The organism is Streptomyces sp. DT224 (genome assembly GCF_049844595.1).
Taxonomy (GTDB): Bacteria; Actinomycetota; Actinomycetes; order Streptomycetales; family Streptomycetaceae; genus Streptomyces.
Genome location: NZ_JBNCLI010000001.1, coordinates 672,951 through 697,095 on the forward strand (window position 1 = coordinate 672,951; position 24,145 = coordinate 697,095).

Consider the following 24,145-nt stretch of genomic DNA (forward strand, 5'->3'; position numbering starts at 1 on the left):
TGCGGCACTAGGGTGATTAGCCCGTTTCGTGTTTGATTTGCGGTATATATCTGCCTAACGTGCGAAAAAGCCGGACAGATTCGTTCCGGCAATGTCTCCGAAGGGGAAGACGTGAACAAGGCGCAGCTCGTAGAAGCGATTGCCGACAAGGTCGGCGGCCGGCAGCAGGCCGCGGACGCCGTCGACGCGGTGCTCGACGCGATCGTCCGTGCGGTTGTCGCGGGGGACCGGGTCTCGGTCACCGGCTTCGGCTCGTTCGAGAAGGTCGACCGCCCCGCCCGCTACGCGCGCAACCCGCAGACGGGTGAGCGCGTGCGGGTCAAGAAGACCTCGGTGCCCCGCTTCCGCGCGGGCCAGGGCTTCAAGGACCTGGTCAGCGGCTCCAAGAAGCTCCCCAAGAACGACGTGGCCGTGAAGAAGGCCCCCAAGGGCAGCCTCTCCGGCGGCTCTTCCGCCCGTACGACGGCCAAGGCCGCCGCCAAGAAGGCCACCGCCAAGAAGGCCACCGCCAAGAAGGCCACTCCGGCGAAGAAGACCACCGCCGCGGCCAAGACGACCACCGCGAAGAAGACGTCGCCGGCGAAGAAGACGACGACGGCCGCGAAGAAGGCCACCCCGGCGGCGGCGAAGTCGACGGCGGCCAAGAAGACCACCGCCGCCAAGACCGCGCCCGCCAAGAAGACCGCGGCGAAGAAGGCGCCCGCGAAGAAGACCACCGCGCGCAAGACCACGGCCAAGAAGGCCACCGCGCGCAAGAAGTGAGACCGGGCCGCACGGGCCCCCACACGCGCCGGGCCGGGCTCCCCCCGGGGAGCCCGGCCCGCGGGCTGTCCGGGGAGAACACTCCCGGAAGACTCAGAACGTCTGAAGCGTCACCAGGCTGATCCGCAGCCCGGCCCCCTCGCCCTCGCCCTCGATCCGCACCCGCTGCCCCGGCCGCAGCAGCCGCAGGCCGCCCGCGTCGAAGGCCGCCGCGTCGAAGTCCACCGGGGTGCCGTCGTCGAGCAGCACACTGCCGCTCCGCGTCTCGGGGTCGTACGTGTACGAGGTCGCCTGCATGGAAGCAGCGTAGGCCCTGTCACCCCATGCCCGTCTGCCGGGCGGCCCCGGGCCGCCGCGGCGGCCCGGGGCCGCCCCCCCGGAACGCCCGAATCATCCAGTACGCGGTCGTCCCTCCGCCTTGCGGTGCGCCGCATCCGACGCCCCACGCCGATCCGCAGGGATGACGGGGCATCCCTCAGCGGTCCCGGCCGACCGCCTTTGCGGCCCAGCGGCCCGCCGTGAACGGGCCGACGCCCAGCTCCAGTGCCACCCGCAGATCCTCGCCGGTGTCCACGTCCCGGCGCACCGAAGCGATCCCCGGCAGCGTGATTTCCACCGCGCCCGACGCCAGATGGCGCACCCGTGACGGGCCGCCGAAAGCGGGTCGCAATTCCACTCCCGGAGCAGCCGACAGAAATGTCGTCCCGATTTCCGCCGCATCGGGAACAAATGCGCGGGGAAAAGCGGCAGAGAATTCGAGGACCCGGGACAATTCCGCCGGGCGCAGGGCGGGCAGATCCGCGTTGAGCGCGGCCAGCGGCGCCCCCGGCCTGCCCGCCCTGACCGCCCGCTCACCGTGCGCGAGGGCCGCGTTGAGCCCCGACCCCGGGGCGTCGGGCACCACCAGGGCGCCGAGCGCGGCCAGCGCCGCCCCCGCCACCGGGTCGTCCGTGACGACCACCACATCCGCCACATCCGGGCAGGACAGCGCGGCGGACACCGTGTCACGGGCGAAGGCGAGGGCCAGCCGGGGGCGCAACAGCGCGCCGGTGGCAGGCGCCAGCCTGGTCTTGGCCCGCGCCAGGGGCTTCAACGGGACGACCAGGGACCAGCGGCCGGCCGGGTCGGTGTTCGTGGCGGTCCCTCCCTCGATACGCATCGCCGCCTATTCTCGCCTGCCGGTGCGCCGACCCGGAGGGGCGCTCCCCGGGGCGAGGCGTACGGTGTTCTCGACAGAGCAGGGGCCTGGGGCGAGACTTGACCCTCGGTAGTCAGACAGCAGACAGCTCCACGGTCTTGTTCACAGAGGAAAGGTGTCCGAGTGTCCCGCCGCAGAATCGGCTTCTGGTACCGCCTGGCGGCGGTCATCGCGAAACCGCCGCTGGTGGTTCTGTTCAAGCGCGACTGGCGGGGAACGGAACACATTCCGGCCGACGGCGGATTCATCACAGCGGTCAACCACAACTCGTACCTGGACCCGCTCTCGTACGGGCACTTCCAGTACAACACCGGCCGGGTGCCGCGCTTCCTGGCCAAGGCAGGGCTCTTCAAGGGCGCCTTCATCGGCACGATGCTGCGCGGCACCGGCCAGATCCCCGTCTACCGCGAGACCACCAACGCGATGGACGCCTTCCGGGCCGCCGTCGGCGCCATCGAGCGCGGCGAGTGCGTCTGCTTCTACCCCGAGGGCACTCTCACCCGCGACCCCGACATGTGGCCGATGGCCGGCAAGACCGGCGCCGCCCGCGTCGCGTTGATGACCCGGGCCCCCGTCATCCCGGTCGCGCAGTGGGGCGCCAACGAGGTGATGCCGCCCTACGCCACGGAGAAGAAGGTGCGCCTCCTGCCCCGCAAGACCCTCCGGGTCAAGGCCGGGCCGCCCGTCGACCTCTCCCGCTTCTACGACCAGGAGCCGACGCCCGAGGTGCTGCGCGAGGCCACCGAGGTCATCATGCGGGCGATCACCGCGCAACTGGAGGAGATCCGCGGGCAGCAGGCACCCGCCGAGCCCTACGATCACCGCAAGGCCCGGGCCGAACAGCGGCGCAGGGCCCAAGGAGAGGGACTCACGTGACGCACCCCGTGAAGGCCGCCGTATTCGGAACCGGCTCCTGGGGTACCGCTTTCGCCGTCGTCCTCGCGGACGCGGGCTGCGAAGTGACGCTCTGGGGCCGTCGGGCCGAGGTCGCGGAGGCCGTCAACACCACCCGCACCAACCCCGAGTACCTGCCGGGCATCGAACTGCCCGCGTCGGTCCGGGCCACCACGGACGCGGCCGAGGCGCTGCGCGGCGCCGACTACGCGGTGCTCGTCGTGCCCTCCCAGACGCTGCGCGCCAACCTCGCCGACTGGGCCCCGCACCTGGAACCGCAGACGGTGCTCGTCTCCCTGATGAAGGGCGTCGAACTCGGCACCGCCAAGCGGATGAGCGAGGTCATCGAGGACGTCACCGGGGTGTCCGGCGACCGCGTCGCCGTCGTCACCGGGCCCAACCTCGCCAAGGAGATCGCCGAACGCCGCCCCGCCGCGGCCGTCGTCGCCTGCCGGGACGAGTCCGTCGCCCAGCGCCTCCAGGCCGCCTGCCACACCCCGTACTTCCGCCCGTACACCAGCACCGACGTGGTCGGCTGCGAACTCGGCGGCGCCGTCAAGAACGTCATCGGCCTCGCCGTCGGCATCGCGGACGGCATGGGGCTCGGCGACAACGCCAAGGGCTCGCTCATCACCCGGGGCCTCGCCGAGACGATCCGGCTGGGCGCGGCCATGGGCGCCGACCCGCTGACGTTCTCCGGACTCGCCGGCCTCGGCGACCTGGTGGCGACCTGCTCCTCGCCGCTCTCGCGCAACCACACCTTCGGCACCAACCTCGGCCGGGGCATGACGCTCCAGGAGACCATCGCCGCCACCAAGCAGACCGCCGAGGGAGTCAAGTCCTGCGAATCGGTGCTCGACCTGGCGCGCAGGCACGGCGTCGAGATGCCGCTGACCGAGACCATCGTCGGCATCGTCCACGAGGGCAAGCCGCCGAAGGTCGCGGTCAAGGAGCTCATGTCGCGCAGCGCGAAGGCCGAACGCCACTGAGGCCACCCGGGTCCCGCCCGCCCCGGGCGGCCCGTGCCGCGCTGACGTGGCCGGTACCAGCAGGTACGCTCATCGCGATATGAGCAGCGAGAACCTCCCCCAGAGCCCGGAGCAGCAGCTCCGCAAGCCGCGCGTGGCCGTCGTGTTCGGCGGCCGCAGCTCCGAACACGGCATTTCGGTGGTCACGGCCGGCGCCGTCCTGAACGCCATCGACCGGACCGCGTACGACGTCCTGCCGATCGGCATCACGACGGACGGCCGCTGGGCGCTCACCGCCGACGAGCCGGAACGCATGGCCATCGCGAACCGGACCATGCCGGACGTGGCGCAGCTGGCCGAGTCCGAGGAGGGCGGGGTCGTGCTCTCCGTCGACCCCGGCAGCCGCGAAGTCGTCTACACCGAACCCGGCGCGGTCCCCAAGGCGCTCGGCGAGGTCGACGTCGTCTTCCCCGTCCTGCATGGCCCGTACGGCGAGGACGGCACCCTCCAGGGACTCCTGGAGCTGTCCGGTGTGCCGTACGTGGGCGCGGGCGTCCTCGCCTCGGCCGTCGGCCAGGACAAGGAGTACATGAAGCGGGTCTTCACCTCCTTCGGCCTCCCGGTCGGCCCGTACCTGGTGGTCCGCCCCCGCGAATGGGACAACGACCCCGCCGGCGCCCGCGAGCGCATCACCGGCTTCGCCGCCGAGCACGGCTGGCCGCTCTTCATCAAGCCCGCCCGGGCCGGCTCGTCCATCGGCATCACCAAGGTCGAGGACGCCTCCGGTCTCGACGCGGCCATCGAGGAGGCCCGCCGCCACGACCCGAAGTTCCTGGTCGAGTCGCTGCTGCGGGGCCGCGAGATCGAGTGCGGCGTCCTGGAGTTCGAGGACGGGCCGCGCGCCAGCGTGCCGGCCGAGATCCCGCCGGTCACCGCGCACGACTTCTACGACTTCGAGGCCAAGTACATCGACGCCGCCTCCGGGATCGTGCCGGCGCCGCTCACCGAGGAGCAGACCGCCGAGGTCCAGCGGCTCGCCGTCGAAGCCTTCGAGGCGTGCTCCTGCGAGGGCCTGGTGCGCGCCGACTTCTTCCTCACCGAGGACGGCGGCTTCGTCATCAACGAGATCAACACCCTGCCGGGCTTCACCCCGATCTCCATGTACCCGCGCATGTGGCAGGAGAGCGGCGTCAGCTACCCGCAACTGGTGGACCGGCTCATCCAGGCCGCGCTCAACCGGCCGACCGGCCTGCGCTGACCCGGCGGAACACGGCGAAGGGTGTGCGCTCCCCGCGAGGAGCGCACACCCTGGTGCCGCGTCGGCCAAGGTTCGCCCCGTCGCGACGCCATGCACGCACTCTCGCCGCACCGGCCGGAAGCCCGAGTACGTCCCGTACGAGGGCATCCGGCCGGCACGCCGAGAGCACGCACCTGACGCCGCTCCTCACCGGGCCAACCTTGGCCGACGCGGCACTACAACCGGTTCGGGACCGTCTTCTTCACCGCAGGGGCGAACGCCGCGAGCGGCGTCGTGTCATGTGCGTACGCCTCCGAGAGCGACACCTCGACGTACGTCTTCCGCAGGGTCGTCGTCAGCCGGGGACCGTCGTTCTCCCGCTGCTCCAGCATCCAGTTGACCCCGCTCGCGGTGATGCCCTTCGACTGGTCGTCGTCCATCTTCGCGGGGCGCTCCACCCCGCAGCGCAGTACGATCGCCCCGTCCCCCCACCCGGCGGTCAGCTCCGAGGCGGGTTCGGGGTCACTCCGCTCCAGACCGCCGACGGTGTCCGGCAGTTCCCGGTCCAGCGCGCGGCAGTAGGCTGCGGCTTCCGGGGACGGGGAGGGCACCGTGACCGACGCCGTCGCGTCGCCCCCGGAACAGCCCGCCGTCAGCAGCACCAGGGCGGCGGACGGAACGAGGAGCACGGGGTGGAGGAGCCGGCGGCTGGAGGACGTCACCGGCCCAGCGTAGACGGGGGCTACAGGTGAACGACCGGGCAGGTCAGGGTTCGGGTGATGCCGTCCACTTGCTGGACCCGCGCCACCACCATGCGCCCGAGCTCGTCCACCGTGTCGGCCTGGGCACGCACGATCACGTCGTAGGGGCCGGTGACGTCTTCTGCCTGGATGACTCCCGGAAGCTTGGAGACGGTTTCGGCGACGGTCGACGCCTTGCCCACCTCGGTCTGGATGAGGATGTACGCCTGTACCACGGAACCTCCAGGGCGGCCACGAGGATCATGTGGGGGAAAGGGACGCCACGTTATCGCGTCGCCGCGCGGAGCGGGGAGACCCGCGGGCCGGATGACGTCCTCAGCGTGGCGTACAGAACGCGCAAGTTGACGTAACTCTTGACAGTACCGACAGCAGAGACGGCACGCGACCGCGAGTGGGGCGGCGCGCACGGGGGACAGGCCGGAGCGTCCGGCCCGACAGATGAGAGGTGACACTCGGTGAAGGCAACCGTGGGCGAGTTGGGGGAGTTCGGGCTCATCAGAGAGCTCACGTCCCGGCTCACCACCACTCCGGCGGTCCGGCTCGGCCCGGGCGACGACGCCGCGGTCGTGACAGCCCCCGACCGCAGGGTCGTGGCCAGCACGGACATCCTGCTGGAGGGACGGCACTTCCGGCGCGACTGGTCGACGGCCTACGACGTGGGCCGCAAGGCCGCCGCGCAGAACCTCGCCGACATCGCCGCCATGGGCGCCGTGCCCACCGCGCTCCTCCTCGGCCTCGTCGTCCCCGCCGAACTCCCGGTCACCTGGGCCGCCGAGCTGATGGACGGACTGCGCGACGAGTGCCAGGTCGCGGGGGCGGCCGTGGTGGGCGGGGACGTGGTGCGCGGTGACACCATCACCGTCGCGATCACCGCGCTCGGCGACCTGCGCAACCACGAGCCCGTCACCCGGGCCGGCGCCCAGCCCGGGGACGTCGTTGCCGTCACCGGCTGGCTCGGCTGGTCCGCCGCCGGGTACGCCGTGCTCTCCCGGGGCTTCCGCTCGCCGCGCGCCTTCGTGGAGGCCCACCGCCGCCCCGAACCGCCTTACCACGCGGGGCCCGCCGCCGCCGGGCTCGGCGCCACCGCCATGACCGACGTCAGCGACGGGCTCGTCGCCGACCTCGGGCACATCGCCGAGGCCAGCAAGGTCCGCATCGACCTGCGGTCCGGGCTCATCGACGTGCCGTCCCAGATGTCGGACATCGGGCAGGCCGTCGGCGTCGACCCCATGCAGTGGGTGCTGACCGGTGGCGAGGACCACGCCATCGTCGCGACCTTCCCGCCCGACGTGAAGCTGCCGGCCCGCTGGAAGGTGATCGGTGAGGTCCTCAACCCCTCGGCGCTGCCCCAGGTGACGGTCGACGGAGCGCCCTGGACCAGCAAGAACGGCTGGGACCACTTCGGCGACATCGAGGACTCCCAGTAGATTGCGGCGTATGCCGATACCCACCTCCGTACCTCCCCGCGTGCTCACCGTCGCCGGATCCGACTCCGGCGGCGGTGCGGGCATCCAGGCCGACCTCAAGACGATGCTCGCGCTCGGCACGCACGGGATGAGCGTGCTCACCGCCGTCACCGCGCAGAACTCCCTCGGCGTCCAGGGCGCCTGGGAACTGCCCCCCGAGGCGGTCCGCGCCCAGTACCGCAGCGTCGTGGACGACATCGGCGTCGACGCCGTCAAGACCGGGATGCTGGCGTCCGCCCCGCTCGTGGAGACCGTCGCGGAACTCCTCGCGGACACCGGGGCGCCCGTCGTCGTGGACCCCGTCGGCGTCTCCAAGCACGGCGACCCGCTCCTCGCCGCCGACGCCCTGGAATCCGTCCGTACGAAGCTGCTCCCCGTCGCGACGGTGGCGACGCCCAACCTGGACGAGGTGGCGCAGCTCACGGGCATCAGCGTCGCCGACGAGGCCGGGATGCGCCGGGCCGCCGACGCGCTGCTCGCCTTCGGGCCCCGCTGGGTCGTGATCAAGGGCGGCCACCTGCCCGGTGAGCCCGTCGACCTGCTCACCGACGGCAGCGAGGAGCACTGGCTGCGCGCCCCCCGTCACGACAACCGGCACACCCACGGCACCGGCTGCACCCTCGCCTCCGCCATCGCGAGCCACCTGGCACGGGGCGCCGGGGTGCCGGAGGCGGTCCGGGCCGCGAAGGCGTACGTCACCGGAGCGATCGCGGCGGGCTTCCCGCTGGGCGCGGGCATCGGCCCGGTCCGCCACGGCTGGCGGCTGCGCGACGCGGGCTGACCGGGAGGCGCGCACCGCACGGGCACAGCAAAAAGCCGGTCCACCGAGGTGGACCGGCTTTTCGGGCAACCGGTAGGGCTGCGCTACGACGGGAACGTCAGCGCGCGACCTTGCCGGCCTTGATGCACGAGGTGCAGACGTTGAGCCGCTTCGGCGTCCGACCGACCACGGCACGCACGCGCTGGATGTTGGGGTTCCAGCGACGGGACGTACGGCGGTGCGAGTGCGAAATGCTGTTGCCGAAGCTCGGCCCCTTGCCGCAAACGTCGCAGTTGGCAGCCACGGGTCACTCCAAAACTTCAGGTGCACTTACAGTGAATTCCGGCACGCCGGATTCATTGACTGAAGCGGCGGTACCGGGGGAATGTCCCGACTTTCGTCGGGCAACCGAAGCAGCATACAACGCCTGCTCCGGAGATACGAAACTACCATGTCTTCCGCCCCCGCCCTCCCCGCCCCCGGACCGCCCGCACCCCCCGACCGGGGCTAACCTGCGGTGCAGCCAGCCGCCCCGCCCCCGTCACGAGTCCCCGTTCCGAGTCCCGTCCGAGGAGGACCCGAGGTGCCGCAGACCGCCGACGAACCGGATGCCGTCGCGGTACGGAGCTGGTGCTCCCTGGCCCTCGAAGCGCTCGGCCGGGAGCGGGAGGCGATCGACGCGATCAACGTCTACCCCGTCGCCGACGGGGACACCGGCACCAACCTCTACCTGACCGTGGAATCCGCGGCGGCCGCCGTCGAAGCGGTCTTCGCCGCCCACGAGACCGGCACCTCGGTGCCCTCCGCGGCGGACGCGGTACGGGCCATGGCCCACGGCGCCCTCATCGGCGCCCGCGGCAACTCCGGCACGATCCTCGCCCAGCTCCTGCGCGGCATGGCCGGCGTCCTCGCGGAGGGCACCGGCGGCGACCGGATGCGCCTCGCCCTCGACCGGGCCGCCGCCTGGGCCCGTGAGGCGGTCGCCCATCCCGTCGAGGGCACCGTCCTCACCGTCGCGGACCGGGCCGCGGCCGCCGCCGGACAGGCGGCACCCGGCGCGGACACGGCCGAGGTGGCCCGGGCCGCCTACGAGGGCGCCCGCGCCGCGCTCGACGCGACGCCCGGACAGCTCCCCGCCCTCGCCAGGGCCGGGGTGGTCGACGCCGGCGGGCGCGGCCTGGTCACCCTCCTCGGGGCCCTGGTCGAAGCCGTCTCGGGACGGGGCCCGGAGCGGCCGTACGAGGCCCCCGCCCTGTTCGTCCCGGCGGACGGCGACGACGCGCAGTGCCCGGCGGGCGACGACGGGGACGAGGGCGGCCCCGCCTTCGAGGTCATCTACCTGCTGGAGGCCGGGGACGAGGCCGTCGAGCGGCTGCGCGCCCGGCTGGACGCCCTCGGCGACTCCCTGGTGGTGGTCGGCGGCGACGGGCTGTGGAACGTCCACGTCCACGTGGACGACGCCGGCGCCGCGGTCGAGGCGGGCGTCGAGGCCGGCCGGCCGTACCGCATCCGCATCACCCACTTCGCCGCCGACCGCGCCCACGCCCGCCCCGAGCCCGCCGGGCGCGCGGTCGTCGTGGTCGTCCCGGGGGACGGGCTCGCCGCCCTCTGCCGGGAGGCCGGCGCGACGACCGTGCTCGCGCGGCCCGGCGAACCGCCCGCCAGCGGCGAACTGGCCGACGCCGTCCGCCGCGCCCACGCCCGCGAGGTGGTCCTGCTCCCGAATGACGCGGACCTGCGCCACACCGCGGCCGCCGCCGCCGAACAGGCCAGGGCCCACGGTGTCCGGGTCGCCGTCATCCCGACCCGGGCCGCCGTCCAGGGCATCGCGGCCCTCGCCGTCCATGAGCCGGACCGCAGCTTCGACGAGGACGTGGTCGCCATGACCTCGGCGGCCGGCGCCACCCGCTACGCCGAACTGGCCGTCGCCGAACGGCAGTCCTGGACCTCGGCGGGCATCTGCCAGGCCGGGGACGTCCTCGGCCTCATCGACGGCGACGTGGCGGTCATCGGCCAGGACGTCCCCGGCACGGCCCGCAAGGTGCTGGACCGGATGCTCGCGGCCGGCGGCGAGCTGGTCACCCTGGTCCTGGACGAGGACACCCCGCCCGCGCTGGCCGAAGCCCTGGAACAGCACGTCCGAGACGGCCACCTCGCGGTGGACACCACCACCTACCGGGGCGGCCGCCAGGGCGCGCCGCTGCTGATCGGCGTCGAATAGCATCCGGCGCGACGACGGGCCGCGGCGGCGCCCGACGGACAACTGTCACTGCCGTGGTGTGCAATGGACCGCGTGTCTGCGTTCGAAGAACCCCTCAAGAAGCTGCTCGGCGGACCCACCGCGAAGGTGATGGCCGAGCATCTCGACCTGCACACGGTCGGTGATCTCCTCCATCACTACCCGCGCCGGTACGAGGAGCGCGGCCGGCTCACGGCGCTGACCGACCTCCCGCTGGACGAGCACGTCACGGTCGTCGCCCAGGTCGCCGACGCCCGCGTGCTCACCTTCAACGGCGGACGCGGCAAGCGCCTCGAAGTGACCCTCACCGACGGCCACGGCCGCCTCCAGCTCGTCTTCTTCGGCCACGGCGTCCACAAGCCGCACAAGGAGCTGCTGCCCGGCCGGCGCGCGATGTTCGCCGGCAAGGTCTCGGTCTTCAACCGGAAGATGCAGCTCGCCCACCCCACGTACCAGCTGCTCGACGCCGCCTCCGCGGACGACGCCGGGGCGACCGAGGCGGTGGACGCCTTCGCCGGCAAACTGCTGCCGATCTACCCCGCCTGCAAGCAGTTCGACTCCTGGCGGATCGCCAAGGCGGTCGACGCCGTGCTGCCCAGCGCCCGCGAGGCCGTCGACCCGCTCCCCGAAGCCCTGCGCGAGGGACGCGGCTTCACCTCGCTGCCCGAGGCCCTGCTGAAGATCCACCGGCCGGCCACCAAGGCCGACGTGGCGGCTGCCCGGGATCGGCTCAAGTGGGACGAGGCGTTCGTCCTCCAGGTCGCCCTCGCCCGCCGCAGGTACGCCGACACCCAGCTCCCCGCCGTCGCCCGCAGACCCGCCCCCGGCGGCCTCCTCGACGCCTTCGACGCGAAGCTCCCGTTCACTCTCACCGACGGCCAGCAGAAGGTCTCCCGGGAGATCTTCGACGACCTCGCCACCGAGCACCCGATGCACCGCCTCCTCCAGGGCGAGGTCGGTTCCGGGAAGACCATGGTGGCCCTGCGCGCCATGCTCGCCGTGGTCGACGCGGGCGGCCAGGCCGCCATGCTCGCCCCCACCGAGGTCCTGGCCCAGCAGCACCACCGGTCCATCACCGAGATGATGGGGGAGCTGGCGGAGGGCGGCATGCTGGGGGGCTCCGACCAGGGCACCAAGGTCGTCCTGCTCACCGGGTCCATGGGCACCGCCGCCCGCCGGCAGGCCCTGCTCGACCTGGTCACCGGCGAGGCCGGCATCGTCATCGGGACGCACGCCCTGATCGAGGACAAGGTCAAGTTCCACGACCTGGGCCTGGTCGTCGTGGACGAACAGCACCGCTTCGGGGTCGAACAGCGCGACGCCCTCAGGTCCAAGGCGCACTCCCAGGGGGAGAAGAGGTCGCCCCACCTCCTCGTCATGACCGCGACCCCCATTCCCCGCACCGTCGCCATGACCGTCTTCGGGGACCTGGAGACCTCCGTCCTCGACCAGCTCCCGGCCGGCCGCTCGCCCATCGCCAGCCACGTCGTCCCCGCCAAGGACAAGCCGCACTTCCTCAGCCGCGCCTGGGAACGGGTCCGCGAGGAGGTGGAGAACGGCCACCAGGCGTACGTCGTCTGCCCCCGCATCGGGGACGACGAGGACGACCCCGCCAAGAAGAAGGGGAAGAAGGCGGCCGAGGAGGACGGCGACAAGCGGCCCCCGCTCGCCGTCCTGGAGATCGCCGAACAGCTCTCCCAGGGCCCCCTGAACGGACTGCGCGTCGAGGTGCTGCACGGCAGGATGCAGCCCGACGACAAGGACGACGTGATGCGCCGCTTCGCCGCCGGCGACGTGGACGTCCTGGTCGCCACCACCGTCATCGAGGTCGGCGTCAACGTCCCCAACGCCACCGCGATGGTCATCATGGACGCCGACCGCTTCGGCGTCTCCCAGCTGCACCAGCTGCGCGGCCGGGTGGGCCGCGGATCCGCCCCCGGACTCTGCCTGCTGGTCACCGAGGCCCACGAGGCGAGCCCCGCCCGCGCCCGGCTCTCCGCCGTCGCCGCGACCCTGGACGGCTTCGAGCTCTCCCGCATCGACCTCGAACAGCGCCGCGAGGGCGATGTGCTCGGCCAGGCCCAGTCCGGGGTGCGCTCCTCGCTGCGCGTCCTGAACGTCATCGACGACGAGGAGGTCATCGCCGCCGCCCGCCAGGAGGCCGTCGCCGTCGTCGCCGCCGACCCCGGCCTGGAGCACCTGCCCGAGCTGCGCACCGCCCTGGACGCCCTGCTCGACAAGGAGCGCGAGGAGTACCTGGACAAGGGGTGAGCCCGCACGCCCCCGGCAGCCCCCGACGCCATATCGTGGGAGGTACGGCGCCCACGGCACCCCGCGCGCCGCCCCGACCCGAGGACCAGACACCCATGACCCGCGTGATCGCAGGCGTGGCCGGCGGACGCCGCCTGGCCGTCCCGCCCGGCACCGGCACCCGGCCCACATCCGACCGCGCACGCGAGGGCCTGTTCTCCACCTGGCAGGCGCTCCTGGGCACCCTGGACTCCATCCGGGTCGCCGACCTCTACGCCGGCTCCGGCGCCGTCGGCCTCGAAGCGCTCTCCCGGGGCGCCGCGCACGCCCTGCTCGTGGAGGCCGACGCCAAGGCCCTGCGCACCGTCAAGGAGAACGTCCGCACCCTCGGCCTGCCCGGCGCCGAGGTCCGCGGCGGCAAAGCCGAACAGATCGTGACGGGTCCGGCACCGGCGGAGCCGTACGACGTGGTCTTCCTGGACCCGCCGTACGCGGTCACCGACGTGGATCTTGGCGAGATCCTGCTCACACTCCGTACGCAGGGGTGGCTCACGGGCGACGCACTCGTCACCGTGGAACGCAGCACCAGAGGCGGAGAATTCAGCTGGCCCAAGGGTTTCGAGCCGTTGCGATCCCGTCGCTACGGCGAGGGAACGCTTTGGTACGGTCGCGCCGCCGCCACGTGCGAAGACGCACGATGACCGGACCGGAGAGCGAGGGAATCAAGTTGCGCCGCGCCGTATGCCCGGGGTCGTTCGACCCCATCACCAACGGACATCTCGACATCATCGGCCGAGCCTCGAAGCTGTACGACGTCGTGCACGTCGCGGTGATGATCAACCAGTCCAAGAAGGGCCTGTTCACGGTCGATGAGCGGATCGAGCTCATCCGTGAGGTCACCGCCGAGTTCGGCAACGTCGAGGTCGAGTCCTTCCACGGCCTGCTCGTGGACTTCTGCAAGCAGCGCGACATCCCGGCGATCGTGAAGGGCCTGCGGGCCGTCAGCGACTTCGACTACGAACTCCAGATGGCCCAGATGAACAACGGGCTCTCCGGCGTCGAGACGCTCTTCGTGCCGACCAACCCCACCTACAGCTTCCTGTCGTCCTCCCTGGTCAAGGAGGTCGCGGCCTGGGGCGGCGACGTCTCCCACCTGCTGCCGCCCGTCGTGCAGCGGGCCCTGACCGAACGCCTCGCGCAGCGCTGAGCCACTGACAGCGCGTCAGCGTCACGCACCGCAGGTGCCGGGGGGCGCCGACTGGCCGTACAGTCGTCCCGTCCGTCTCCAACCGGCAGTAGAGAGTGGCGAGCACACGGTGGACGTGCAGAAGAAGCTGGACGAGATCGTCGCGACGGTCGGGAACGCCCGGTCCATGCCCATGTCGGCGTCCTGCGTGGTCAACCGCGCCGAACTGCTCGCGATGCTCGAAGAGGTGCGCGAGGCCCTGCCCGGCTCGCTCGCCCAGGCCGCCGAGGTCATCGGCGGCCACGAGCAGCTGGTGGAGCAGGCCCGCCAGGAGGCCGGCCGCATCATCGAGAGCGCCCACGCCGAGCGCACCGCCCTGATCGCCGACACGGAGATCGCCCGGCGCTCGCAGGCCGAGGCGGACCGCATCCTCGCCGACGCCCGCAAGGAGGCCGACGAGGTCCGTGCCGAGGCCGACGAGTACGTCGACAGCAAGCTCGCCAACTTCGAGGTCGTCCTCACCAAGACCATCGGCTCCGTCGACCGGGGCCGCGAGAAGCTCCTCGGCCGCGGCCAGGGTCTCGACGAGCAGGGCTACGAGGATCCGGACTTCGCCGAGGCCCCCGAGCGCAGCACCGACCCGGACACGCTCCGCCGGCGCGCCGACGCGTACGTGGACACCAAGCTAGGCGCCTTCGAGGCGGTGCTCGCCAAGACCCTGGAGGCCGTCGGCCGGGGCCGGCAGAAGCTGCACGGCCGGGTCGCCACCGACGAGCTCGGCGCGCACATCGCCGCCCAGGACGCGGCCGGCGACCAGGGGCACACCAGTGACGAGGACCACTGGGCCGGACTGGCCGAGGTCGCCGCCCCGCAGCCGCTCCCGATCCCGCACCAGGCCGAGCCGCAGTACGGCCGGCCGGAACCGCAGTACGCCCAGGGCTACGGCTACCAGGACCAGCAGCAGGACGCCTACCAGGCGCCTCAGCAGGACGTCTACGGCTACCAGCAGCAGCCCGACCCGTACGCGGCCTACCAGCAGCAGGGCTACGACCAGGGCCAGGCGCAGGACGCGATGCAGGCGCAGGGCGGCTACGACGCCTGGCAGCAGCCGGCCCAGCCCCAGCAGCCCCTTCCGCAGCACGGCGACGCCGCCCTGGACGAGACCAGCCTCTTCGACACCAGCATGATCGACCTGGACCAGCTGCGCCGTTACGAACAGGAGCGCTGACCGCCGGAAGGGCCCGGATTGGGAGCTGGGCGGTGTGTCCAGTATCCTGGCTCTTCGGTCGCGCGTATGTCCGCGATCCCGGCTGCCCGCTTCGACTCCGGACGGGCCGGCCCCCTCCCACCACGCGTGACGCGTTCGATCCGAAAGCAGGAGAAGCCCTGAACGGCCACCTCGACCACCGAAACCCCCTCGTGTTCGATACGCACGAGCTGGGCCGGCGTCCCGGTGCCATGAAGCGGCTGACCCGCACGGCGGACGCCCCCGCCGACCTCGGTATCGGCGACGTCATCGGAGTGCCGGAAGGCGCACCGGTGGAGCTGGACCTCCGTCTCGAATCCGTCATGGAGGGCGTGCTCGTCACCGGGACCGCCCGTGCGACGGTCGAGGGGGAGTGCGTAAGGTGTCTGGAGCCGCTGAGCCGCGAGGTGGAGGCGGACTTCCAGGAGATGTTCTCGTACCCTGACGCCGATGACCGGAACCACGGCAAGCCCGCGGACCCGGTCGACGACGCCGAGGACGACGAGGACAGGCTATTTCTCGAGGACGGCCTGTTCGACCTCGAGCCGGTGCTGCGTGATGCGGTGGTGCTCGCACTGCCGATGCAGCCGGTGTGCAAGGAATCCTGTGCCGGTCTGTGCTCCGAGTGCGGAGTCAGGCTGGACGAGAATCCCGGCCACCACCACGATGCCGTCGACGCTCGTTGGGCGGCACTGCAAGGACTCGCCGAGACCGTTCAGGACGGCGAGAAGGACAACATGGGCGGCGCCGCACCCGGCGTCGACAAGAAGCAGGAGAAGTAGCCGTGGCTGTTCCGAAGCGGAAGATGTCGCGCAGCAACACGCGCCACCGCCGGTCGCAGTGGAAGGCTGCGGTCCCCACCCTGGTTTCGTGCGAGCGCTGCCAGGAGCCGAAGCTGCAGCACATCGCGTGCCCCAGCTGCGGCACGTACAACAAGCGCCAGGTCCTCGAGGTCTGAGCGGCTGGTGAGAGGCCCGATGTCTGAGTTGTCCCACGCCAAGAAGCAGGCAGACAACGTCAACACAGCCTCGTCCCACACGCTTCTGGAAGGGCGGCTCGGGTACCACCTCGAGTCCGCCCTTCTGGTGCGTGCGCTGACCCACCGTTCGTACGCGTACGAGAACGGCGGTCTGCCCACCAACGAGCGGCTGGAGTTCCTCGGGGACTCCGTGCTCGGTCTGGTGGTCACGGACACGCTGTACCGCACCCACCCCGACCTGCCCGAAGGCCAGCTGGCCAAGTTGCGGGCCGCGGTGGTCAACTCGCGTGCGCTTGCGGAGGTGGGCCGCGGCCTCGAACTCGGCTCCTTCATCCGGCTCGGCCGCGGTGAAGAGGGCACGGGGGGCCGGGACAAGGCTTCCATCCTCGCCGACACCCTGGAAGCGGTGATCGGCGCGGTCTATCTCGATCAGGGCCTCGACGCGGCGTCCGAGCTGGTCCACCGGCTCTTCGACCCGCTGATCGACAGGTCCTCCAACCTCGGCGCCGGCCTGGACTGGAAGACCAGCCTCCAGGAGCTCACCGCGAGCGAGAGCCTCGGAGTCCCCGAGTACCTCGTCACGGAGACCGGCCCGGACCACGAGAAGACCTTTACTGCTGCTGCTCGCGTCGGTGGTGTCTCGTACGGCACCGGCACCGGCCGTAGCAAGAAGGAAGCGGAGCAGCAGGCGGCCGAGTCCGCCTGGCGCGAAATCACCGCCGCCGCCGAGGCGCGGGAGGTGGCGGCGAAGGCCGCCGCCGACGGAGGGGCCGCCGACACCCCTGCCGACCCCGCCCCGTCCACGGACGTCGCTCCGGCCTGACCATGCGAGAACCCCCCCGGTGCCGCCGTGCGCCGGGGGGTTCTTCCTTTCTCTGTACGCCTTTCGTCCCAGGAGCCGTGCCGTGCCCGAACTGCCCGAGGTCGAAGTCGTCCGCCGTGGTCTGGAGCGCTGGGTCGCCGGGCGGACGGCCGGTGAGGTCGAGGTCCTGCATCCGCGCGCGGTCCGCCGCCACCTCGCGGGCGGCGTGGACTTCGCGGCCCGGCTCACGGGGGCGCGGTTCGGGACGGCGATGCGCCGGGGCAAGTACCTGTGGGTGCCGCTGGACGAGGCGGCCGGCTCGCTCCTCGGCCACCTGGGGATGAGCGGTCAGCTTCTCGTCCAGCCCGAGGGGGCGCCGGACGAGAAGCACCTGCGGGTCAGGATCAGGTTCGCCGACGCGGTCGGCACCGAGCTGCGCTTCGTGGACCAGCGCACCTTCGGCGGGCTCTCGCTCCACGAGAACACCCCGGACGGGCTGCCCGACATCATCGCCCACATCGCCCGCGACCCCCTGGACCCGGCCTTCGACGACGCCGCCTTCCACACGGCGCTGCGACTGCGCCGTACGACGATCAAGCGCGCGCTGCTCGACCAGTCGCTGATCAGCGGGGTCGGCAACATCTACGCGGACGAGGCGCTGTGGCGGGCCAGGCTGCACTACGACCGGCCGACCGCGACGCTCACCCGCCCCAGGTCCGCCGAACTCCTCGGCCACGTCCGCGACGTGATGAACGCGGCCCTGGCGCAGGGCGGCACCAGCTTCGACAGCCTCTATGTGAACGTGAACGGCGAGTCCGGCTACTTCGACCGCTCGCTCGACGCCTACGGCCGCGAGGGCGAGCCCTGCCACCGCTGCGGTACGCCGATGGCCCGGCGCCCCTGGATGAACCGGTCCAGCTACTACTGCCCCCGCTGCCAGCGCCCGCCGCGCGTGCGGCCCTAGGGATCAGGGCCGGACAGGCCCTAGTCTTCCCGGGCGTCGTACCGCGCCCGGGCCGCCAGGACCTCGGGCATCCGGCCCTCCACGAAGTGGATCAGGCCGAGCAGCCGCTCCGCGACCTCGTGGCCGAGCGGAGTGAGCTCGTAGTCCACCCGGGGCGGGTTGGTGAGCTGGGCCTCGCGGTGCACCAGGCCGTCCCGCTCCAGCGCGTGCAGCGTCTGGGAGAGCATCTTCTCGCTCACCCCGTCGACCCGGCGGCGCAGCGCGTTGAACCGCAGGCTCTCCTCGTGCAGGGCGCCGAGCGTGAGGGCGCCCCAGCGGCCGGTGGCGTGTTCGAGCAGGCCGCGCGAGGGACACTGCTTCGAGAACACGTCGAAGGGCAGGTCGTCCGTCGCCGACGTCTCCGGTGCGGTGCTCTGGTCCATGAAACCAGCGTACGCCCGCACAGCGCTTTCCCTGAGTCAGTGTGATCCAGGAGAGGCGCGTGGGGCGTACGAGGTGGTGGGTACGGCGGTGATCCGGGTCAGAAGCCGAAGTCCTGGGTCCACCAGGGGCCGCCGGCCCCGTAGTGGACGCCGACGCCGAGCGTCTTGTAATCGCAGTTGAGAATGTTTGCTCGGTGGCCGTCGCTGTTCATCCAGGCGTCCATCACGGCCTGCGCGTCGGCCTGCCCGCGGGCGATGTTCTCGCCGCCGAGGCCCGTGACACCGGCCGCGTCCGCCCGGTCCCAGGGGCTCTTGCCGTCGGGGTCGGTGTGGTCGAAGAAGCCGCGCGCCGCCATGTCGTCGCTGAAGTCCTGGGCGAGCGAGGCGAGCGGGGCGCTCGCGGTGACCGGGCTGCACCCGACCTTGCCGCGTTCCTCGTTGACGAGAGCCAGGATCGCGGCCTGGGCCGAGGCGGCGGTGGCCTTCGGCGCGCTGCTCTTCGACGGCGCCGGCGCGGAGGGCTTCGGGGCGGCAGGCGCCGAGCTCTTCGCGGCCTTGGCGGCCGGGGCCTTCGACGTCGAGGAGGAGGGCTCGGCCGACTCCTTCTTCTGGGCCGACGCCTTCTTGCCGGACGCGGTCTTCGACGGCGATACGGACGTGGAGGGCTTGGCCGTCTTCGAGGGCGAGGCGGAAGCGGAATGCGAAGCGGAGGGCGAGTGGGAGGCGCTGGGCGAGGCCGACTCGGAGGGCTTCGACGACGCGGAATGCGACTTCTTCTTGGGCGCGGCGGGGCGGTCGGTGCTCCGGCTCGCCGGTGTCGAAGCGGAGGAGCGGTCGGAGGGCGATGCGGTGATGCCCCCCTGGGTGAGCAGGTCCGGGGCGGCCTGGGAGCGGATCTGGTCGGCGGCCGGACCGCCGCCCACGGTGTGGCTGTCCCCGCCGGGCAGCAGACCCGACGCCACGGCGACGGCACCGACGGCCACGGCCGCCGAGACGCCTATGAGTCCAGTGCGCACGGGGATCGAGGACCGCTTCCTGCGGCCCGGCCCGCGGTGCCCGGCCGAGGCCCCGTCCGCGTGTTCCTCAGCGGCGGGGACCGCGGCGCTGCGTCGATGGCGTCCCATCTGCTGTGCCCTTCTGACGACCTGGACGCCGTTTTCGACGCCCGTGCTCACCCGAACGAGTGAAGCTTTTGCGAGGGGACTGTACGCCATGGCGATTCGCCGGGACGTGCTCCAAAAGCAAGGGGACCGATAACGTTCGGGCATGAACGAAGAGGTACGGCTCACCGCTTGGGTACGCGGCCGAGTACAGCAAGTAGGCTTTCGCTGGTTCACCAGGGCAAACGCTTTGGAGATCGGCGGCCTCACCGGTTTCGCCCTCAATCTGGACGACGGCCGGGTGCAGGTCGTGGCGGAGGGCCGGCGTGAGAATTGCCACCGTCTTCTCGACTGGCTCCGCTCCGACGACACACCCGGCCGTGTCGACGGCGTGACTGAGATATGGGACACGCCGCGCGGTGGATACGAGGGATTCGCGATCCGCTGAGACCGCTCCCGAAAGGCCCTGGAAAGGGCTCGTGTCCGGCCCGTGTCCGATGCGCGGCGGGCGGTGACGGCATACGCCCCCGTCGCGCGTACACATGAAATGACCTGCGGAATGTCCTGATGGTTGCCAAGATTCGGTTGGCATGCCAGGCTGCCGCCCTGAGGATGATCTCCGTACCCCTGAGGGCCCCGTCGGAGAGCCGCGCCGCGTGATCGTCTCGCCGCGCGCCCCCGGGACGCCCGCCTCTGCGGGGTGTGATCGTGTTGACCGTCAAACTTTTTGGTGAGACTCTGAAATCCCCGCGCACCTCAGCTGTTCGGCAGAGCTGGTAGGCAGCAGGACAGCAGTGACAGTGAGCACTGCCGAACACCGCGGGTGCGATCCCTCACGACCCACACCGCATCGGTCGGTCACTCATTGTGGAGGACCATCCATCATGGCAAAGGCGCTTCTCGGTTACGTCGGCGGTTCCGACCCGCGACTCCTCGCCGAGATGCGACGGCTCCAGCAGCGCGTCCAGGACCTCGAATCCGAGCTCGTACGGATTCAGGAGGAGAACGACGCGCTGAACGCCGCCGCTCAGCACCAGTCGCTGCTCGACAGCATCGACATCGACGTACCCCAGGCGGAGCCGGCACTGACCTGACCCGCACGGCGACCTGATCCGCACGGCACACCCGCATTCTCCGTCGAGACGCGGGCACGTGTGCGCTAACGCCTGATCCGCAGAATCACAGGGGACGCTTCGGCGTCCCTTCTTTCTTTTCCCCCCGGCTTCGCGCAGGTCCCGCCTCGGACATACACCCCTTCCCTTACCGTCTGATGTGCCCTGCACCTTCATCAGCGAAACCGAGAGTGAAAGGTAGAGTCCGGCGGCGTGCACCTCAAGGCCCTGACCCTGCGCGGATTCAAGTCGTTCGCCTCCGCCACGACGCTGCGGTTCGAACCCGGCATCACCTGCGTCGTCGGGCCCAACGGCTCGGGCAAATCCAATGTGGTGGACGCGCTCTCCTGGGTCATGGGAGAACAGGGAGCGAAATCCCTGCGCGGCGGCAAGATGGAAGACGTGATCTTCGCCGGGACCACCGGCCGCCCGCCGCTGGGCCGGGCCGAGGTCTCGCTGACCATCGACAATTCCGACGGCGCCCTGCCCATCGAGTACGCCGAAGTCACCCTTACGCGGATCATGTTCCGCAACGGCGGCAGCGAATACCAGATCAACGGCGACACCTGCCGGCTGCTGGACATCCAGGAACTCCTCTCCGACTCCGGCATCGGCCGCGAAATGCACGTCATCGTCGGCCAGGGCCAGCTGGACTCCGTCCTGCACGCCGACCCCATGGGCCGCCGCGCCTTCATCGAGGAGGCGGCCGGCGTCCTCAAGCACCGCAAGCGCAAGGAGAAGGCGCTGCGGAAGCTGGACGCGATGGGGGCGAACCTCGCCAGGGTCCAGGACCTCACCGACGAACTGCGCAGACAGCTGAAGCCCCTCGGCCGGCAGGCGGCCGTGGCCCGCCGTGCCGCCGTCATCCAGGCCGACCTGCGCGACGCCCGGCTGCGCCTCCTCGCCGACGACCTCGTGACGCTGCGCACCGCCCTGAGCAGCGAGATCGCCGACGAGGCCGCGCTCAGACAGCGCCGGGAGGCGGCCGAGGCGGAGCTCAAGGCCGCCCTCGCCCGCGAGGCCGAGCTGGAGGACCGGGTACGGCGCCTGACGCCCCGGCTCCAGCGCGCCCAGCAGACCTGGTACGAGCTCTCGCAGCTCGCCGAACGGGTACGCGGCACGATCTCGCTGGCCGACGCCCGGGTGAAGAGCGCCACCGCGCCGCCCGAGGAGGAGCGCCGGGGCCGCGACCCCGAGGACATGGAGCGCGAGGCCGCCCGCATCCGCGAGCAGGAGGCCGAGCTGACCGCCGCCCTGGAAGCGGCGGAGCACGCGCTGGACGACACCGCCTCCCACCGCGCCGAGCTCGAACGCGAGTTGGCGGCCGAGGAGCGCCGCCTCAAGGACGCCGCCCGGGCCCTCGCCGACCGCCGCGAAGGGCTCGCCCGGCTGCACGGCCAGGTCAACGCCGCCCGCGGCCGCGCCGGTTCCGCCCAGGCGGAGATCGACCGGCTCTCCGCCTCGCGCGACGAGGCCCGGGAGCGGGCCGTCGCCGCCCAGGAGGAGTACGAGGAGCTGAAGGCCGAGGTCGACGGCCTGGACGCCGGGGACACCGAACTCGGCGAACAGCACGAAGCCGCCCGCCGCGCGCTGAAGGAGGCCGAGGCAGCGCACTCCCGGGCCCGCGAGGAGGCCACCGCCGCCGAACGCCGGCGCGCCGCCGTAGCGGCCCGGCACGACGCGCTCGCCCTCGGGCTGCGGCGCAAGGACGGCACGGGGGCGCTGCTCGGGGCCCGCGGCCGGCTCACCGGCCTGCTCGGGCCCGCCGCCGAACTGCTGACGGTGGCCCCGGGCCACGAGGTCGCGGTGGCGGCGGCGCTGGGCGCGGCGGCGGACGCCGTCGCGGTCACGGACCCGGCCACGGCGGCCGAAGCGCTCCGGCTGCTGCGCAAGCAGGACGCGGGCCGCGCGGCCCTGCTCATGGGCGGGGTGCGGCGGGCGGATGCCGGAGCGCCGGAGCCCGTGGCGCCGGCGGGCACCCCTGCCGTCGCCGATCTCGTCGGCGGCCCCGTCGAACTGGTGGCCGCCGTCCGCAGGCTGGTGCGGGACATGGTGGTCGTCGCGACCCTGGAGGACGCCGAGGACCTGGTCGCCGCGCACCCGGAGCTGACCGCGGTGACCGGCGAGGGCGACCTGCTCTCCGCCCACTTCGCGCACGGCGGCTCCGCCGGGGCGCCCAGCCTCCTCGAAGTACAGGCGTCCGTGGACGAGGCCGCCGCCGAACTCGCCGGGCTCGCCGTGCGCTGCACCGAACTGGCCGAGGCCCAGCGGCTCGCGGCCGGGCGGCGGACCGAGGCGGCGGCCCTGGTCGAGGAGCTGGGGGAGCGGCGCAGGGCCGTCGAGCGGGAGCGGTCCGGGGTCGCCCAGCAGTTGGGCCGCCTCGCCGGACAGGCGCGGGGCGCCGTTGGTGAGGCCGAGCGCATGGACGCCTCCGCCGCCCGGGCCCAGGAAGCGCTGGAGCGGGCCACCGAGGAGGCGGAGGAGCTGGCCGAGCGGCTGCTCGTCGCCGAGGAGGCGGCCGGGGACGGCGCCGACGACGAACCGGACACCGGCGTGCGCGACCGGCTCGCGGCCGACGGTGCCAACGCCCGACAGACCGAGATGGAGGCCCGCCTCCAGGTCCGTACGCACGAGGAGCGCGTCAAGGCCCTCGCCGGGCGCGCCGACTCGCTGGACCGGGCCGCGCGCGCCGAGCGCGAGGCGCGGGCCCGGGCGGAGCGGCGGCGCGCCCGGCTGCGCCACGAGGCGGAGGTGGCGGCGGCCGTGGCGTCGGGGGCCCGGCAGCTGCTCGCGCACGTCGAGGTGTCCGTCGTACGGGCGGAGCGGGAGCGGGCGGAGGCCGAGGCGTCCAAGGGGGAGCGGGAGCGGGAGCTGGCGGCGGAGCGGCTGCGCGGCCGGGACCTCAAGGGGGAGCTGGACAAGCTGACGGACTCGGTGCACCGGGGTGAGGTGCTGGGGGCCGAGAAGCGGCTGCGGATGGAGCAGCTGGAGACGAAGGCGCTGGAGGAGCTGGGCGTCGAGCCGGCCGGTCTGGTGGCGGAGTACGGCCCCGGCCAGCCGGTGCCGCCGTCGCCGCCGGCCGAGGGCGAGGAACTGCCCGAGGACCCGGAGCATCCCCGTAACCGGCCCAGGCCGTTCGTCAGGGCCGAGCAGGAGAAACGGCTCCGGTCGGCCGAACGGGCGTACCAGCAACTCGGGAAGGTGAATCCGCTCGCCCTGGAGGAGTTCTCCGCGCTGGAGGAACGGCACAAGTTCCTCTCCGAGCAGCTGGAGGACCTGAAGAAGACCCGGGCCGATCTGCTCCAGGTCGTCAAGGAGGTCGACGAGCGGGTCGAGCAGGTGTTCACCGAGGCGTACCGGGACACCGCGCGCGAGTTCGAGGGCGTCTTCTCGCGCCTCTTCCCCGGCGGTGAGGGGCGGTTGATCCTGACCGATCCCGACCACATGCTCACCACCGGTGTCGACGTCGAGGCCCGGCCGCCGGGCAAGAAGGTCAAGCGGCTCTCCCTGCTGTCCGGCGGCGAAAGGTCCCTGACGGCCGTGGCGTTGCTGGTCTCGATCTTCAAGGCGAGGCCCAGCCCGTTCTACGTGATGGACGAGGTCGAGGCGGCGCTGGACGACACCAACCTCCAGCGGCTGATCCGGATCATGGAGGAGCTCCAGGAGAGCTCTCAGCTCATCGTCATCACGCACCAGAAGCGGACGATGGAGGTCGCCGACGCGCTGTACGGGGTGTCGATGCAGGGCGACGGCGTCTCGAAGGTGATCAGTCAGCGTCTTCGCTGAGCACGGGGGTAGC

Annotated in this window: 25 protein-coding genes; 18 read left to right on the forward strand and 7 right to left on the reverse strand. The window is 72.1% G+C overall.

The genetic code is table 11. The annotated features are described in order from the left end of the window. The first annotated feature begins 111 nt into the window (after window positions 1-111). Window positions 112-762 carry an HU family DNA-binding protein gene (locus ACLQ2N_RS03190; RefSeq protein WP_425808733.1) on the forward strand — a complete coding sequence of 217 codons (651 nt, stop codon included), beginning with the start codon at window positions 112-114 and terminating at the stop codon, window positions 760-762. Between the two features lie 93 nt (window positions 763-855). Here the strand turns inward: ACLQ2N_RS03190 and ACLQ2N_RS03195 are convergent, their stop codons facing one another. Further along, entirely contained in the window at window positions 856-1,059 is a 204-nt protein-coding gene (locus ACLQ2N_RS03195) for a hypothetical protein (RefSeq protein ID WP_018102423.1), read from the reverse strand. 178 nt (window positions 1,060-1,237) lie between these two features. After that, window positions 1,238-1,921, reverse strand: coding sequence for a 2-phospho-L-lactate guanylyltransferase (gene cofC / locus ACLQ2N_RS03200; protein WP_425808735.1), 684 nt, complete (start codon window positions 1,919-1,921; stop codon window positions 1,238-1,240). Window positions 1,922-2,083: 162 nt separating this feature from the next. Here cofC and ACLQ2N_RS03205 point away from each other — a divergent pair, with 162 nt between their 5' ends. The 3 genes from ACLQ2N_RS03205 to ACLQ2N_RS03215 all read left to right on the forward strand — a co-directional run bounded on the left by ACLQ2N_RS03205 (window position 2,084) and on the right by ACLQ2N_RS03215 (window position 5,080). Then, window positions 2,084-2,836, forward strand: coding sequence for a lysophospholipid acyltransferase family protein (locus tag ACLQ2N_RS03205; RefSeq protein WP_425808737.1), 753 nt, complete (start codon window positions 2,084-2,086; stop codon window positions 2,834-2,836). Beyond that, on the forward strand, window positions 2,833-3,843 hold the full coding sequence (locus ACLQ2N_RS03210; protein WP_425808738.1) for an NAD(P)H-dependent glycerol-3-phosphate dehydrogenase: 1,011 nt from the start codon (window positions 2,833-2,835) through the stop codon (window positions 3,841-3,843). The genes ACLQ2N_RS03205 and ACLQ2N_RS03210 overlap by 4 nt, the downstream gene beginning before the upstream one ends. A 79-nt stretch (window positions 3,844-3,922) precedes the next feature. Continuing rightward, entirely contained in the window at window positions 3,923-5,080 is a 1,158-nt protein-coding gene (locus ACLQ2N_RS03215; RefSeq protein ID WP_425808740.1) for a D-alanine--D-alanine ligase family protein, read from the forward strand. A 215-nt stretch (window positions 5,081-5,295) separates the two neighbouring features. Here ACLQ2N_RS03215 and ACLQ2N_RS03220 read toward each other — a convergent pair whose 3' ends face one another. Continuing rightward, complete coding sequence (locus tag ACLQ2N_RS03220) at window positions 5,296-5,781, reverse strand: DUF3515 domain-containing protein (RefSeq protein WP_425808742.1); 486 nt, start codon at window positions 5,779-5,781, stop codon at window positions 5,296-5,298. Window positions 5,782-5,801: 20 nt separating this feature from the next. Next, window positions 5,802-6,035 carry an Lrp/AsnC family transcriptional regulator gene (locus ACLQ2N_RS03225; protein ID WP_425808744.1) on the reverse strand — a complete coding sequence of 78 codons (234 nt, stop codon included), beginning with the start codon at window positions 6,033-6,035 and terminating at the stop codon, window positions 5,802-5,804. A 240-nt stretch (window positions 6,036-6,275) separates the two neighbouring features. On the opposite strand from ACLQ2N_RS03225, the gene ACLQ2N_RS03230 reads away from it, so the two are divergent. Further along, a complete protein-coding gene (locus ACLQ2N_RS03230; RefSeq protein ID WP_425808746.1) occupies window positions 6,276-7,247 on the forward strand; it encodes a thiamine-phosphate kinase in 972 nt (323 codons plus the stop codon). Window positions 7,248-7,257: 10 nt separating this feature from the next. Continuing rightward, entirely contained in the window at window positions 7,258-8,067 is an 810-nt protein-coding gene (gene thiD, locus ACLQ2N_RS03235) for a bifunctional hydroxymethylpyrimidine kinase/phosphomethylpyrimidine kinase (protein ID WP_425808748.1), read from the forward strand. Between the two features lie 97 nt (window positions 8,068-8,164). Here the strand turns inward: thiD and rpmB are convergent, their stop codons facing one another. After that, window positions 8,165-8,350, reverse strand: a complete 186-nt coding sequence (gene rpmB / locus ACLQ2N_RS03240) for a 50S ribosomal protein L28 (RefSeq protein ID WP_003965989.1) — start codon at window positions 8,348-8,350, stop codon at window positions 8,165-8,167. A gap of 279 nt (window positions 8,351-8,629) precedes the next feature. Here rpmB and ACLQ2N_RS03245 point away from each other — a divergent pair, with 279 nt between their 5' ends. From ACLQ2N_RS03245 to mutM, 9 genes are all read left to right on the forward strand, one after another. Further along, window positions 8,630-10,267, forward strand: a complete 1,638-nt coding sequence (locus tag ACLQ2N_RS03245) for a DAK2 domain-containing protein (RefSeq protein WP_425808751.1) — start codon at window positions 8,630-8,632, stop codon at window positions 10,265-10,267. Between the two features lie 63 nt (window positions 10,268-10,330). Next, window positions 10,331-12,556: an ATP-dependent DNA helicase RecG gene (gene recG / locus ACLQ2N_RS03250; RefSeq protein ID WP_425808753.1), complete on the forward strand. Its 2,226-nt coding sequence runs from the start codon at window positions 10,331-10,333 to the stop codon at window positions 12,554-12,556. A gap of 95 nt (window positions 12,557-12,651) precedes the next feature. Beyond that, a complete protein-coding gene (gene rsmD, locus ACLQ2N_RS03255; protein WP_425808755.1) occupies window positions 12,652-13,236 on the forward strand; it encodes a 16S rRNA (guanine(966)-N(2))-methyltransferase RsmD in 585 nt (194 codons plus the stop codon). A 26-nt stretch (window positions 13,237-13,262) separates the two neighbouring features. After that, on the forward strand, window positions 13,263-13,742 hold the full coding sequence (gene coaD / locus ACLQ2N_RS03260) for a pantetheine-phosphate adenylyltransferase (protein ID WP_425808985.1): 480 nt from the start codon (window positions 13,263-13,265) through the stop codon (window positions 13,740-13,742). 109 nt (window positions 13,743-13,851) lie between these two features. Next, window positions 13,852-14,949 carry a cell division initiation protein gene (locus ACLQ2N_RS03265; RefSeq protein ID WP_425808756.1) on the forward strand — a complete coding sequence of 366 codons (1,098 nt, stop codon included), beginning with the start codon at window positions 13,852-13,854 and terminating at the stop codon, window positions 14,947-14,949. A gap of 191 nt (window positions 14,950-15,140) precedes the next feature. Next, window positions 15,141-15,749 carry a YceD family protein gene (locus tag ACLQ2N_RS03270; RefSeq protein ID WP_425808758.1) on the forward strand — a complete coding sequence of 203 codons (609 nt, stop codon included), beginning with the start codon at window positions 15,141-15,143 and terminating at the stop codon, window positions 15,747-15,749. A 2-nt stretch (window positions 15,750-15,751) separates the two neighbouring features. Then, window positions 15,752-15,925: a 50S ribosomal protein L32 gene (gene rpmF / locus ACLQ2N_RS03275; protein WP_003965982.1), complete on the forward strand. Its 174-nt coding sequence runs from the start codon at window positions 15,752-15,754 to the stop codon at window positions 15,923-15,925. Between the two features lie 19 nt (window positions 15,926-15,944). Then, window positions 15,945-16,769 (forward strand): ribonuclease III, encoded by an 825-nt coding sequence (gene rnc, locus ACLQ2N_RS03280; RefSeq protein ID WP_425808764.1) that lies wholly within the window; start codon window positions 15,945-15,947, stop codon window positions 16,767-16,769. Between the two features lie 82 nt (window positions 16,770-16,851). Next, window positions 16,852-17,712, forward strand: coding sequence for a bifunctional DNA-formamidopyrimidine glycosylase/DNA-(apurinic or apyrimidinic site) lyase (gene mutM / locus ACLQ2N_RS03285; protein WP_425808766.1), 861 nt, complete (start codon window positions 16,852-16,854; stop codon window positions 17,710-17,712). A gap of 20 nt (window positions 17,713-17,732) precedes the next feature. Here the strand turns inward: mutM and ACLQ2N_RS03290 are convergent, their stop codons facing one another. Then, on the reverse strand, window positions 17,733-18,134 hold the full coding sequence (locus ACLQ2N_RS03290; RefSeq protein WP_425808768.1) for a winged helix-turn-helix transcriptional regulator: 402 nt from the start codon (window positions 18,132-18,134) through the stop codon (window positions 17,733-17,735). A gap of 98 nt (window positions 18,135-18,232) precedes the next feature. Continuing rightward, window positions 18,233-19,258: a CAP domain-containing protein gene (locus tag ACLQ2N_RS03295; RefSeq protein ID WP_425808770.1), complete on the reverse strand. Its 1,026-nt coding sequence runs from the start codon at window positions 19,256-19,258 to the stop codon at window positions 18,233-18,235. Window positions 19,259-19,400: 142 nt separating this feature from the next. On the opposite strand from ACLQ2N_RS03295, the gene ACLQ2N_RS03300 reads away from it, so the two are divergent. The 3 genes from ACLQ2N_RS03300 to smc all read left to right on the forward strand — a co-directional run bounded on the left by ACLQ2N_RS03300 (window position 19,401) and on the right by smc (window position 24,132). Further along, entirely contained in the window at window positions 19,401-19,682 is a 282-nt protein-coding gene (locus ACLQ2N_RS03300; RefSeq protein WP_189545860.1) for an acylphosphatase, read from the forward strand. A 436-nt stretch (window positions 19,683-20,118) separates the two neighbouring features. Continuing rightward, window positions 20,119-20,328: a hypothetical protein gene (locus tag ACLQ2N_RS03305; protein WP_018102403.1), complete on the forward strand. Its 210-nt coding sequence runs from the start codon at window positions 20,119-20,121 to the stop codon at window positions 20,326-20,328. A 231-nt stretch (window positions 20,329-20,559) separates the two neighbouring features. Further along, complete coding sequence (gene smc, locus ACLQ2N_RS03310) at window positions 20,560-24,132, forward strand: chromosome segregation protein SMC (RefSeq protein ID WP_425808772.1); 3,573 nt, start codon at window positions 20,560-20,562, stop codon at window positions 24,130-24,132. Window positions 24,133-24,145: the final 13 nt, after the last annotated feature.

Coding starts and splice junctions, on each gene's coding strand:
- ACLQ2N_RS03195 (WP_018102423.1), bottom strand. CDS start 1,059: ATGCAGGCGACCTCGTACACGTACGACCCCGAGACGCGGAGCGGCAGT.
- cofC (WP_425808735.1), bottom strand. CDS start 1,921: ATGCGTATCGAGGGAGGGACCGCCACGAACACCGACCCGGCCGGCCGC.
- ACLQ2N_RS03215 (WP_425808740.1), top strand. CDS start 3,923: ATGAGCAGCGAGAACCTCCCCCAGAGCCCGGAGCAGCAGCTCCGCAAG.
- thiD (WP_425808748.1), top strand. CDS start 7,258: ATGCCGATACCCACCTCCGTACCTCCCCGCGTGCTCACCGTCGCCGGA.
- recG (WP_425808753.1), top strand. CDS start 10,331: ATGGACCGCGTGTCTGCGTTCGAAGAACCCCTCAAGAAGCTGCTCGGC.
- rsmD (WP_425808755.1), top strand. CDS start 12,652: ATGACCCGCGTGATCGCAGGCGTGGCCGGCGGACGCCGCCTGGCCGTC.
- rnc (WP_425808764.1), top strand. CDS start 15,945: ATGTCTGAGTTGTCCCACGCCAAGAAGCAGGCAGACAACGTCAACACA.
- ACLQ2N_RS03290 (WP_425808768.1), bottom strand. CDS start 18,134: ATGGACCAGAGCACCGCACCGGAGACGTCGGCGACGGACGACCTGCCC.
- ACLQ2N_RS03295 (WP_425808770.1), bottom strand. CDS start 19,258: ATGGGACGCCATCGACGCAGCGCCGCGGTCCCCGCCGCTGAGGAACAC.
- ACLQ2N_RS03300 (WP_189545860.1), top strand. CDS start 19,401: ATGAACGAAGAGGTACGGCTCACCGCTTGGGTACGCGGCCGAGTACAG.
- ACLQ2N_RS03305 (WP_018102403.1), top strand. CDS start 20,119: ATGGCAAAGGCGCTTCTCGGTTACGTCGGCGGTTCCGACCCGCGACTC.